The organism is Intestinibacter sp. (assembly GCF_051866655.1).
GTDB lineage: Bacteria > Bacillota > Clostridia > Peptostreptococcales > Peptostreptococcaceae > Intestinibacter.
In genome coordinates this window covers 1-12,229 of sequence record NZ_JBJDXL010000382.1, presented here as the reverse complement: position 1 = coordinate 12,229, position 12,229 = coordinate 1, and the positions used below count along the sequence as shown (strand labels likewise).

Sequence of the window (12,229 nt, the reverse complement as noted above, 5' to 3'; positions counted from 1 at the left end):
TTTGGAGGGTAATATGGGGAAAACAGATAGAAAATTAACCAAAGCAGAGGAAAAGAGAAAGAAAATATATGAAGAAGAAAAGCAGAAATTAATAGAGGATGGATATACTGAAAGGGATTTAACTATAGGCATAGTATATGCAAATGTCATGGCATTTGTTTTGGGATTGCCAATAATTATAGTATTGGGGATATTCTTTTTTAAATATAATTTAGGTAATTCTGAGGTGAGCTTCATATTTACAATAAAAGAAAGCATGGTATTTTTAATATCACTTTGGGTTTTAATTGTTGTACATGAGTTGATTCACGGTGCATTTTGGGCGATTTTTGCAAAGGAACATTTAAAATCTATAGAATTTGGATTTATTGTACAATATTTAACACCTTATTGCTGTTGTAAAGAGGTTTTGACAAAAGGTCAGTATATAATCGGAGGAATTATGCCTACTGTACTTTTAGGGTTAGTACCAGCTGTAGTAGCTATTTTTAGTGGTTCTTGGCTTGTATTTGTAATAGGCTGTATTATGATTTTGTCAGGCGGTGGAGATATGACTATAGTGTTGAAATTAATTATGTACCGCAGTCAAAAGCAAGATATATTATATATGGATCATCCTTATGAATGTGGGCTTGTTGTATTTGAACGATAAATTGTATTATAATATTTTTAGAACACTAATAAATGTGTAAGAGGATATTAGGGAGGTAATAAAATGATAATCGATTTTAATAAAGTTGAAGAAAAAGCAATACCAAATTTCAAAGGTGGAGAAAAAGAATTCCATGCGAAAATGAATGTAGATGAAAAAAATAAAATAATAAGCGGTAAATTATTACCAGGCGCATCTATAGGTTTACATACTCATGAAACTAATAGCGAAATAATATTCTTCAAATCAGGAACAGGAAAAGTAATATACGATGGAGTAGAAGAAAGAGTATCAGCTGGAATATGCCATTATTGTCCACAAGGTCATTCTCATACATTAATAAATGACAGTGATGCTGAATTAACTTTCTGTGCTGTTATACCAGAACATAATTAATTTAAAATAGAAATAATCGATTAAAATGGAGGCCAGATAAGGACCTCCATTTTATTGTATAAATTATAAAACTCTATAAACCTTTGCAGTAAAGGCAGGTAGAGAAACTGATGCCTTGAAGCTTTCTTTTTCATCTTTAGGAGCTTCGATTTTTATAGACTTTACAGTTTCATTAGAGTATTTAGTGTGCCCACCGTATTTTTCCCAGTCAGTATTTAAAATTTCTTCTAATATAACTGGTTTATCGAATTTTACTTCATAATCTTCATAATTACAGCAGAAAGTATTTAAGAAAATTACAAGTGTTTCCTCCTTTGACTTTCTTTGATATACATATACACATTTTTCTGAATCGTCAGCTTGTAGCCATTCAAAGTTTTCGCGAGAGTATTCATTTTTATAAAGAACAGGTGAATTTAAATACAATTCATTTAGCTCAGATATAAATTTTTTAAAGGAATCGTGTGCAGGATATTTTAATAGCATCCAGTCGAGTTCCTTTTTTTCGTCCCATTCTCTAAAATGACCTAGTTCATTTCCCATAAAATTCAGCTTTTTACCAGGATGAGTAAACATATAGGTATAAAGTACTTTAGCCTGATCGAATTTATCTTCGTAAGTACCCCACATTTTGTCTATGATAGTTTTTTTACCGTGAACAACTTCATCATGTGAAAAAGGAAGAAGGAATTTTTCATTGTAAAAATACATCATAGAGAAGGTTATATTATTGTAAAAATCGCCCCTCTTCCAAGGCTTTATTTCAAAATAATCAAGTGTATCATTCATCCAGCCCATATCCCATTTGTAGTCAAATCCAAGACCACCTTCTTCAACAGAAGTCGTTACTTTAGGATAATCAGAAGAGTCTTCGGCTATCAGCATGACATCGCTGTGAAGCTTGTTTAGAGTAGAATTCATATTTTTTATAAACTCAACTCCGCCTTCGTTTATGCCGCGGTTGGAATCGCCCTTCCAATATATAAGGTTGCTTATAGCATCCATACGAATTCCATCTATATGATATACTTCAATCCAAAAGTTCGCTACGGATTGAAGGAAGCTTCTGACTTCACCTCTATAGTAGTTAAAGCTATGAGAACCCCATTCTGTATATCCTGTGTCGTTGCTTGGATATTCGTAAAGAGCCTCTCCGTCAAATTTTCCAAGTCCATATGAATCAAGTGCAAAATGAACAGGAACAAAGTCCATTATCACACCTATATTTTCTCTATGACATAAATCTATAAATTCCATCAAATCAGCTGGCTTACCGTATCTAGCAGTAGGGCTAAAAAATCCAGTAACTTGATATCCCCAAGAGCAATCAGAAGGATGTTCACATAGAGGTAGTATTTCTATATGAGTGTAGTTATTTTCTTTTACGTATTTTATAAGCTCTGGTCCTATTTCCATGTAATTAAACCATTTTTCTGAAATATCTATTTCTGAATCACAGTCGATATCTGATTTTTGTTTTGAGTCGTGCCCAAATTTGGCTAAATTTTTATGCTTCCAAGAACCAAAATGAAGTTCATATATATTTAGAGGCTTATCAAAATTTTTAGTTCTGTTTGTAATCCATTCTTTATCACTGAATTCATAAGTATTTAAATCGACAATTCGAGAAGCACTATGAGGTCTAAGTTCCATAAAAAATGCATATGGATCGGTTTTTTCCGTACAATTATCGTGTTTATCAAAAATTAAATACTTATAGTACATTCCTATATCTGCATCTTCAGAAAAATAAGTAAAAATGCCACTTTCTCCTATTTGTTCCATTTCTGATTTGTTTCCATTCCAATTATTAAAATCGCTTATAACTTGTACTTTTTTTGCATTAGGAGCATAAACTCTAAAAATAACACCTTTAATATCGTTTTCCTCATAAATATGAGCCCCAAAAAACTCATATGCATCAAACATAGTTCCACAATAAAAATCGTGCATGTCTTTCATATGTATATCTTCCTTTCATATATATTTAGATGGTTTAATGTATATTAAAAAATAATATACCTTAATTATATATAATACTTTGCGTCCAAAACAACAAATTAATTACATTATAAAAAAAGTACGTTAAAAAAAATACAATATAAGTTGACAAATAAAATCAAAATATGCTACGATTTTGTCATAAAAATGAATATTATTATGATATTAAGTGGTCAAATTTCTCAGGAGGTTTGAATAAAAGGAAATTAGGTTAGAATCCTAAGCGATCCGGTCACTGTAATCTAGGGAGCAATACTTAATATATCCATTGCATGCCATTTGTATGTGAGAAGGGAAGTAACGCGTTGATCTGTAAGCCAGGAAGCCTGCTTAATATTAATTACTAGGAGAGCTTCCGCGAGAGCGCCACCTACATATCATGATAATCAAGGGATTAGTCTATACTTTTTTAGGCTTTAGAAATTTATTTAAGGTAGATTTTTAGATAAGAGAGTAAGATTATACTTTGATTTAGATAAGATATTAGTGGTGTCTACTTTGTTTGAAGTAGGCACTTTTTATTTGGTTTAATATTTATTTTATTAGGCTATTTATGTTTTAACTCTCCTCAAAGCAAATCTATTTGCATAAAGTTCATTTTTATATACATTTATTCTAATTTTCAATTAATTAAATTTATAAAAGATGGAGGCAAAATTATGCAAGCAACACAAAACAAAAAAACAAACCAAAATAGTTTACTTGAAAAAATGTTTAAGCTAAGTGAACACGATACAAATGTAAAAACAGAATTAATCGCAGGTATTACGACATTTATGACAATGGCGTACATATTAGCAGTAAACTCAAACATGCTATCACAAGCAGGAATGGATGCTGGAGCAGTATTTGTCGCAACTGCATTGTCAGCAGCTTTATCAACTTTAGTTATGGCATTTTTATCAAATTATCCAATAGCATTAGCGCCAGGTATGGGACTTAACGCATTTTTTGCATATACAGTAGTTTTACAAATGGGATATTCTTGGCAAATGGCATTATTAGGAGTATTTATAGAAGGTATTTTATTTATAATTTTAACTATCACAAATTTAAGAGAGCAAATAATAAACTGTATTCCGAATGTTTTAAAAAATGCAGTTACAGCTGGAGTTGGATTATTTATAGCTGCAATAGGAATGAGTAATGCAGGACTTATAAGTATGCAAACAGGTACATTATCACTTGGAAGTATGCATGATCCACTTGTAGTGTTGACAGTTGCTGGATTAGTTATAGCAGCGATTTTAGTATGTAGAAATATAAAGGGTGCTTTACTTATATCTATATTATTGACATCAGCAATAGGTATGGTTACTGGAATAGTAGCTCTACCTACACAAGTATTTTCACTTAATATTCCATCATTAAAGCCAACTTTTATGCAGGCTTTTTCAGTACCAATGAATCAAATATTTAGTTTAGATATGGTAATAGTTGTATTTACTTTCTTATTTATGGATTTATTTGATACAGTTGGATTTTTAGTAGGAATTGCATCTAAAGGAAATTTAATAGATGAAGAAGGAAAAATACCTAAAGCAAAACAAGCAATGCTTGCTGATGCAATAGGAACTACAGTAGGAGCTATGCTTGGAACATCAACTGTTACTTGCTATATGGAAAGCTCAGCTGGTATAAGTGAAGGTGGAAAGACAGGACTTACAGCTTTCACAGTTGCAATATTATTTATTTTATCTTTATTCCTAGCACCATTATTTATAGCAATCCCATCACAAGCTACAGGAGCGGCTCTTATAGTAGTTGGTGTTATGATGGCAGGTTGCTTTAAGGAAATAGATTTTGAAGATTATACAAATGCTATTCCTGCATTTTTAACTTTTATATTAATGCCACTTACTAATAGTGTTGCAGACGGAATAATATTCGGTGTAGTATCTTACACTTTATTAAAATTAGTTACAAATAAGAAAGAAGAAGTAAATATTTCATTAATAATTTTAACAATAATATTTATATGTAGATTTGTATTTTTAAAATAATCTGCATTATTATGATAGATGCTGTTGTATAAATTTAATTTAAGTTTATACAATGGCATTTTTAATTTTTAAATTTTAAAAAGTTTTTAAAATGTCGTCACAATATAGTAAAAAAAAGGTAATATATTATATATAAAAGGTATTGTGTAAAATGGTTTTATTATAAATTATTTAGTTCGGAAGTTATGTGAGAAATAATGGAAAAATTTTAAAAAAAAGAAATAAAAATTTCATTTTATGAAAATATGTATTGATAAAACGTGAATATTAATATAAAATACAAATGTATAGTTCGCTAAAATGAAAGAAAATAGCGAACTTTAAAAGACTTTATTTAAATAAAAAATCGGTAGAAACTTTTTAATTTAAGGTAAAATTAAAGTTTATGTAAATATATTATTAATTAAGGAGGTTACGTATGAAGGTTGCAATCGTAATGGGATCTAAATCAGATTATCCTAAATTAGAAGAAGGTATAAACTTTTTAAGAAAATATGGAATAGAAGTAGTTGTGAGAATATTATCAGCTCACAGAACACCAAAGGAATTAGTTTCTTTTATAGAATCAATAGATGGGGAAGCTGATGTTATAATAGCAGCAGCAGGAAAGGCAGCTCACTTACCAGGTGTTATAGCAGCATCTACATTAATACCAGTAGTCGGACTACCAATCAAATCATCTACTATGGACGGTATGGATTCATTATTATCTATGGTTCAAATGCCAAAAGGAATACCAGTTGCTACAGTAACTATAGATTCAGGATTAAACGCTGCATTAATGGCAATGCAAATAATGAGCATAAAATATCCTAAATTAAAAGAAGACTTAAAAGCATACAGACAAGAAATGGCTCAAAAAGTATTAGATGATGATAAAAGCATTAACGAATAATAATTGTAAAATAATATAAAAAATATTAAGGTAAGAGAATTGTAAAATATTAGGAGGAACTAGAATGTTATTATACGAAGGAAAAGCAAAACAAATTTATAGCACAGATAATGAAAATGAACTTATAGTTTATTATAAAGATGATGCAACTGCATTTAATGGAGAAAAAAAAGCATCAATTGCATCAAAAGGTATATTAAATAATAAAATATGTACAATAATATTTAAAGAATTAGAAAAACAAGGAATAAAAACTCATTTAATAAAAACTTTATCAGATAGAGAACAATTAGTAAAAAAAGTTACAATATTACCATTAGAAGTTATAGTAAGAAATATAACTGCAGGTTCTTTCTGTAAGAGATACGGAGTAGAAGAAGGAATCGTATTAGACAAACCAATATTTGAAATGTCATACAAAAATGACGAATATGGAGATCCACTTATGAATGATGACCACGCCGTAGCATTAAAATTAGCAACTCAAGAAGAAATAGATTACGTTAGAGAACAAACTTTAAAAATCAATGAAATAATGAAAGAATTTTTCTTAAAAATGGACCTAAAATTAGTTGACTTCAAAATAGAATTCGGAAAAGATGCAGATGGAAATATAATATTAGCAGATGAAATATCACCAGATAGCTGTAGATTATGGGATGTTAACACTAATGAAAAATTAGACAAAGATAGATTCAGAAGAGATTTAGGAGATCTTGTTCAAGGTTATGAAGAAGTTCTTTCTAGAATGAATAAATAAATTTAAATTATAGGGGGAATGTCACATGTGTGGTATATTAGGAATTTATTCAAGTAAGAATGTGTCGAAAGAGCTTTATTATGGCTTATATTCTATGCAACATAGAGGCCAAGAAAGCTGTGGTATGGCTGTTCACGATGGAAAAGAAATAAATTACAAAAAAGACATGGGCTTAGTTGGTGATGTATTTAAAGCATCAGATTTAGAACAGCTTCCTGGAACAATAGGAATTGCGCATGTTAGATACTCAACAGCAGGTGGAAGTCATATGTATAACTGTCAACCTTTAGTTGGTTCTTTAAGAAAAAGAAACTTAGGTTTAGTTCACAATGGTAATTTAGTAAATGCTAATTATCTTAAAGAAATGCTAGAAGAAGACGGAATAATGTTCAGTGGTAAGAGTGATACAGAAGTTATTTTATATATGTTAGCTAGATACTATACAGGAGATATAGTAGAAGCTTTAAAATTAACAATGGACCAAATAAAAGGTGCTTATTCATTAGTTATATTAACTGACGATGAGTTAGTTGCTGTTAGAGACCCTCATGGATTTAGACCTCTGTTACTTGGTAAAAAAGATGATGAATACATCTTTGCTTCTGAAGACTGTGAAATAGAAATTCTTGGTGGAGAAGTTATAAGAGACTTAGAACCAGGAGAAATAGCAGTAGTTAAGGATGGAGAATTAAAATCATACAACTTTAGTAATAAATGTAAAACTATGAAGAAAAGTTGTATATTTGAACATGTTTACTTTGCTAGAAATGATGCAACTATAGATAAAGTAAATGCGTACGAATTTAGAGTTAAATCAGGAGAAATATTGTCTCAAGATGACGATGTAAAAGCAGATATGGTAGTTCCTGTTCCAGACTCAGGATGGGCAGCTGCTATAGGATATGCAAATGCTAGTGGTCTTCCATTAACAGAAGCATTAGTAAAAAATAGATATGTAGGTAGAACATTTATAAAACCTACTCAAGAAGAAAGAGAGCTTGGAGTAAAAATAAAATTAAATCCTTTAAGTAGAGTATTAAAGGGAAAATCAATAATACTTGTTGATGACTCAATTGTTAGAGGAACTACTTCAAAACAATTAGTAAAATCATTAAGAGATGCTGGAGCTAGTGAAATACATCTAAGAATAACATCTCCTCCAGTTAAATATTCTTGCTATTATGGTATCGATACTCCAAATCGTTCTAAATTAATAGCTGCAACAAAGAGCTTAGAAGAAATGAGAGAATATATAGGTTGCGACACATTAAAATTCTTAGATATAGATAAAATGATGAGCGCAGTTGGAGAAGGCAACGAATTTAAATTCTGTAAAGCTTGCTTTGACGGAAATTACCCAGTTAAGAAAATTGACAAGGAGGACGAATAAAAGATGGCAAAATTAACTTACGAGCAATCAGGCGTAAATATAGATGAAGGTAATAGAGCCGTAAGCCTAATAAAAGGAAAAATAAAAGAAACTTATGATAAAAATGTTATAGGTGATTTAGGAAACTTCAGTGGTTTATATAGCTTAAAAGATTTTATGAGTATGGAAGAACCAGTACTTCTTGCTGCAACAGATGGTGTTGGTACTAAATTAAAATTAGCTCAAATGATGGATAAACACGATACAGTTGGTATAGACTTAGTAGCAATGAGCGTTAATGATTTAATATGCCAAGGTGCTAAGCCATTATTATTCTTAGATTACATAGCAATAGGAAAATTAGTTCCAGAACATATAGATCAAATAGTAGCAGGTGTTGCTAATGGATGTAAAATGTCTGGATGCGCATTAATCGGTGGTGAAACTGCTGAAATGCCAGGTATGTATGCTGAAGATGAATACGATTTAGCAGGATTTGCTGTTGGTATAGCTGACAAAACTAAAATAGTATCAGGAAAAGATGTAAAAGCAGGAGACGTATTAGTTGGAGTTTCTTCAAGTGGTATACACAGTAATGGTTTCTCTTTCATAAGAAAAATATTCTTAGATACTTATAACTATGATTTAAATCAATATGTTGAAGAATTAGGAATGACAGTTGGAGAAGCTTTATTAACACCAACAAAAATATACGTAAAATTAGTTTTAGATTTATTAGAAAAACACAACATAAAAGCAATAGCTCATATTACTGGTGGTGGAGTTATAGAAAACATAACAAGAGTTATACCTAAAGGATTAGGATTAGATATAAAAACTGATTCTTGGGAAAAACCACCAATATTCAAGATGATAGAAGGATTCGATATAGTAGAAAAAAGAGAACTTCATAAGAGCTTTAACATGGGTATTGGACTTGTATTTATCGTAAACAAGGAAGATGCACCAGCTCTAGTTGATTATATAAACAATAGAGAAGAAGATCCAATAGATGTAGATGAAAAATATGCTGAATTAATGAAAGATAAAGCATACATAGTTGGTGAAGTAGTAGACAGTCACGAAGGTGTTGAATTATGCTAAATATAGGGGTTTTAGTTTCTGGAGGAGGCTCTAATTTACAAGCTATAATAGATGGCTGTGAAAAAGGAGAAATAAAAGGAAATATAAAAGTAGTTATATCTAATAAAGAAGATGCTTTTGGTCTAGAAAGAGCTAAAAAACACAATATAAGAGCTGTCTTTGAAAAAAACGAAGATGAAGTAATAAAGATATTAAAAGAAGAAAATGTAGACTTAGTAGTTTTGGCTGGTTATCTTAAGATAATCAGTCCAAAATTCGTAAATGAATTTAGAAATAAAATGATGAATATACATCCATCACTAATTCCTTCTTTCTGTGGAGATGGATTCTACGGAGAGAGAGTTCACCAAGCTGTAATTGATTATGGTGCAAAGGTTTCAGGTGCTACAGTTCACTTTGTAAACGAAGAAGCAGATGCAGGTCCAATAATCATGCAAGATACAGTTAAGGTAATGGATGACGATGATGCTAAGGCATTGGCTAAGAGAGTTTTAGAAGTAGAACATACAATTCTTCCTAAATGCGTAAAACTATTTTGCGAAGGAAAGATATCTGTAGAAGGTAGAAAAGTTAAAGTAAATGATTAATAAAAAGACACTGAAAAACTAGGAGGGAAAATATGAAGATATTAGTTGTAGGTGGCGGTGGAAGAGAACATGCTATCTGCTGGAAATTAAGTAATGAAAAAGATGTAGAAAAAATATACTGTGCTCCAGGAAATCCAGGAATAGCTAAGGTTGCAGAATGTGTAAGCATAGCTGATTCAGATTTAGAGGCATTAGTAAATTTTGCAAAAGAAAAAGAAATAGATATAACTGTAGTTGGACCAGAGGTACCATTAGTAATGGGTATAACAGATGTTTTTGAAGCTGAAGGATTAAAAGTATTTGGTCCAAATAAAAAATGTGCTCAGTTAGAAGGAAGCAAGGCATTTTCAAAAGATTTCATGATAAGACATGGATTACCAACAGCTAAATATAAAGAATATACTGACCTAGATGAAGCTATAGCTGATATAGACAACTACGGTTATCCAGTTGTTATAAAAGCAGATGGATTAGCAGCAGGAAAAGGTGTTGTAATACCTGAAAACAGAGAAGATGCTATAACTACTCTAAAAGAAATGATGACTGATAAAAAATTCGGTGATGCTGGAGATAAAATAGTTATAGAAGAATTCCTAACAGGAGTTGAAACTTCTATACTAGCTTTTGTAGACCATGACACAATAGTTCCTATGGTAAGTGCAAAAGACCACAAGAAAGTAAACAATGGAGAAACTGGTTTAAATACTGGTGGAATGGGAACTTTCTCTCCAAGTGAAATATACACTGATGAATTAGCAAAAGATATAAAAGAAAATGTATTAGATAAAACTTTAAAGGGATTCCAAGCAGATGGATTAGACTTTAAGGGAATATTATTCGTAGGATTAATGATAACTGAAGATGGACCTAAGGTACTTGAATACAATGTAAGATTTGGGGATCCTGAAACTCAATCTGTTTTATTCAGATTAGAAACTGATTTAAACAAAATAATATCAGCAGTTATCGACAACAAATTAAAAGATGTAGATATAACTTACACTGATGAAGAAGCAATATGCGTAATGCTTACATCAGGTGGATATCCTGAAAGCTACGAAAAAGGAAAAGTAATAACAGGCCTTGATGACTTAGACGACGATATAGTAGTTTTCCACAGTGGTACTAAATTAGTAGATGGAAATATAGTAACTAACGGTGGTAGAGTAATCGGTATAACTACTAAAGCTAAAACTGTAAAGGAAGCAGGAGAAAAAGTTTACGAAAACATCAAAAAAATCAATTTTGAAGGAATGCATTATAGAACAGACATATGGAAATAGATTTTCAATAAAATAAAAAAGGGAAAATGAGAGATTTCTTAATGGAGGAATAATATGAGTTCAAATGTAAAAAGACTTTTAGTTGAAAAGAGAGAAGGATTCGATCTTGAAGCAAAAGCATTAATGAAAGATTTAAAGGACAGCTTACATATAGATTGTATAGACGATTTAAGATTATTAAATAGATATGATATAGAAGGATTATCTGATGAAGTTTGTGATTCTGCTGCAAAAACAATATTCTCAGAACCAAACCTAGATGTTGTATATAAAGAAACAGTTGAATACGACAAAGATGCAAAAGTATTTGCAGTTGAATATTTACCAGGTCAATACGACCAAAGAGCAGATTGGGCAGCTCAATGTGTTCAAATAATAAATGAAGGTCAAAGACCTAATATAAACAGTGCAAAATTATACATCTTATCAGGAGATATAGATGATGAATTATTTGCAAGAATAAAAGCATATGTAATAAATCCAGTTGATAGTAGAGAAGCTACTTTAGAAAAACCAGAAACTCTAGAATTAGAAACTGAAATACCAACAGAAGTTGAAACTCTAGATGGATTTATAGATTTAGATATGGCAGGTTTAGAAGCTTTCTTAAAAGAACAAGGTCTAGCTATGACAATAGATGACTTAAAATATGTTCAAGAATACTTCCAAAACCAAGAAAAGAGAAATCCAACTATAACAGAAATAAAAGTTCTAGATACTTATTGGTCAGATCACTGTAGACACACTACATTTATGACTCAAATAGAAGGTGTAGACATAGAAGATGGTAAATACAACGAAATAATCAAAGAAACTTATTCAAAATACGTTGAAGCTAGAAATACTATCTACATAGACAGACAAAAAGATATGTGTCTAATGGACATAGCTACTATAGCTGTAAAGGAACTTAAAAAAGCAGGTAAATTACAAGATTTAGATGAAAGTGAAGAAATAAATGCTTGTAGTGTAAACATAGATGTAAATGTTGATGGTAAAATAGAAAAATATCTATTAATGTTCAAAAACGAAACTCACAACCATCCAACAGAAATAGAACCATTTGGTGGAGCTGCTACTTGCTTAGGTGGAGCAATCAGAGACCCACTTTCAGGAAGAAGCTACGTATACCAAGCAATGCGTGTTACTGGTAGTGCAGACCCTAGAACTTCTCTAGAA

At 30.9% G+C, this 12,229-nt stretch carries 10 protein-coding genes, 1 pseudogene and 1 riboswitch; of the genes and pseudogenes, 10 read left to right on the top strand and 1 reads right to left on the bottom strand.

Annotation, left to right across the window (positions count from 1 at the left end):
* The first annotated feature begins 13 nt into the window (after positions 1 to 13).
* Both ACI3VO_RS11420 and ACI3VO_RS11415 read left to right on the top strand, forming a co-directional pair.
* Positions 14 to 652, top strand: coding sequence for a DUF3267 domain-containing protein (locus tag ACI3VO_RS11420; protein WP_439758037.1), 639 nt, complete (start codon positions 14 to 16; stop codon positions 650 to 652).
* Positions 653 to 715: 63 nt separating this feature from the next.
* Positions 716 to 1,048 carry a cupin domain-containing protein gene (locus ACI3VO_RS11415; protein WP_439758036.1) on the top strand — a complete coding sequence of 111 codons (333 nt, stop codon included), beginning with the start codon at positions 716 to 718 and terminating at the stop codon, positions 1,046 to 1,048.
* A gap of 63 nt (positions 1,049 to 1,111) precedes the next feature.
* Here ACI3VO_RS11415 and glgB read toward each other — a convergent pair whose 3' ends face one another.
* The gene (gene glgB, locus ACI3VO_RS11410) at positions 1,112 to 3,010 is read right to left on the bottom strand and encodes a 1,4-alpha-glucan branching protein GlgB (RefSeq protein ID WP_439758035.1); all 1,899 of its coding nucleotides are present in this window, start codon (positions 3,008 to 3,010) and stop codon (positions 1,112 to 1,114) included.
* 189 nt (positions 3,011 to 3,199) lie between these two features.
* Positions 3,200 to 3,397, top strand: a riboswitch (cobalamin riboswitch).
* Positions 3,398 to 3,708: 311 nt separating this feature from the next.
* Here glgB and ACI3VO_RS11405 point away from each other — a divergent pair.
* From ACI3VO_RS11405 to ACI3VO_RS11370, 8 genes and pseudogenes are all read left to right on the top strand, one after another.
* Positions 3,709 to 5,052: an NCS2 family permease gene (locus ACI3VO_RS11405; RefSeq protein WP_439758034.1), complete on the top strand. Its 1,344-nt coding sequence runs from the start codon at positions 3,709 to 3,711 to the stop codon at positions 5,050 to 5,052.
* A gap of 418 nt (positions 5,053 to 5,470) precedes the next feature.
* Positions 5,471 to 5,947, top strand: a complete 477-nt coding sequence (gene purE / locus ACI3VO_RS11400) for a 5-(carboxyamino)imidazole ribonucleotide mutase (RefSeq protein ID WP_439758033.1) — start codon at positions 5,471 to 5,473, stop codon at positions 5,945 to 5,947.
* Between the two features lie 64 nt (positions 5,948 to 6,011).
* Complete coding sequence (gene purC, locus ACI3VO_RS11395) at positions 6,012 to 6,707, top strand: phosphoribosylaminoimidazolesuccinocarboxamide synthase (RefSeq protein WP_439758032.1); 696 nt, start codon at positions 6,012 to 6,014, stop codon at positions 6,705 to 6,707.
* Between the two features lie 25 nt (positions 6,708 to 6,732).
* The gene (purF, locus tag ACI3VO_RS11390) at positions 6,733 to 8,097 is read left to right on the top strand and encodes an amidophosphoribosyltransferase (RefSeq protein WP_439758031.1); all 1,365 of its coding nucleotides are present in this window, start codon (positions 6,733 to 6,735) and stop codon (positions 8,095 to 8,097) included.
* Between the two features lie 3 nt (positions 8,098 to 8,100).
* Positions 8,101 to 9,180: a phosphoribosylformylglycinamidine cyclo-ligase gene (gene purM, locus ACI3VO_RS11385; protein ID WP_439758030.1), complete on the top strand. Its 1,080-nt coding sequence runs from the start codon at positions 8,101 to 8,103 to the stop codon at positions 9,178 to 9,180.
* On the top strand, positions 9,174 to 9,767 hold the full coding sequence (gene purN, locus ACI3VO_RS11380) for a phosphoribosylglycinamide formyltransferase (RefSeq protein WP_439758029.1): 594 nt from the start codon (positions 9,174 to 9,176) through the stop codon (positions 9,765 to 9,767). The genes purM and purN overlap by 7 nt, the downstream gene beginning before the upstream one ends.
* Before the next feature lie 32 nt (positions 9,768 to 9,799).
* Positions 9,800 to 11,050 carry a phosphoribosylamine--glycine ligase gene (gene purD, locus ACI3VO_RS11375; protein ID WP_439758028.1) on the top strand — a complete coding sequence of 417 codons (1,251 nt, stop codon included), beginning with the start codon at positions 9,800 to 9,802 and terminating at the stop codon, positions 11,048 to 11,050.
* A 54-nt stretch (positions 11,051 to 11,104) separates the two neighbouring features.
* Positions 11,105 to 12,229, top strand: a pseudogene (locus ACI3VO_RS11370) (phosphoribosylformylglycinamidine synthase); the annotation flags it as partial.

Coding starts and splice junctions, on each gene's coding strand:
- ACI3VO_RS11420 (WP_439758037.1), top strand. CDS start 14: ATGGGGAAAACAGATAGAAAATTAACCAAAGCAGAGGAAAAGAGAAAG.
- ACI3VO_RS11415 (WP_439758036.1), top strand. CDS start 716: ATGATAATCGATTTTAATAAAGTTGAAGAAAAAGCAATACCAAATTTC.
- glgB (WP_439758035.1), bottom strand. CDS start 3,010: ATGAAAGACATGCACGATTTTTATTGTGGAACTATGTTTGATGCATAT.
- ACI3VO_RS11405 (WP_439758034.1), top strand. CDS start 3,709: ATGCAAGCAACACAAAACAAAAAAACAAACCAAAATAGTTTACTTGAA.
- purE (WP_439758033.1), top strand. CDS start 5,471: ATGAAGGTTGCAATCGTAATGGGATCTAAATCAGATTATCCTAAATTA.
- purC (WP_439758032.1), top strand. CDS start 6,012: ATGTTATTATACGAAGGAAAAGCAAAACAAATTTATAGCACAGATAAT.
- purF (WP_439758031.1), top strand. CDS start 6,733: ATGTGTGGTATATTAGGAATTTATTCAAGTAAGAATGTGTCGAAAGAG.
- purM (WP_439758030.1), top strand. CDS start 8,101: ATGGCAAAATTAACTTACGAGCAATCAGGCGTAAATATAGATGAAGGT.
- purN (WP_439758029.1), top strand. CDS start 9,174: ATGCTAAATATAGGGGTTTTAGTTTCTGGAGGAGGCTCTAATTTACAA.
- purD (WP_439758028.1), top strand. CDS start 9,800: ATGAAGATATTAGTTGTAGGTGGCGGTGGAAGAGAACATGCTATCTGC.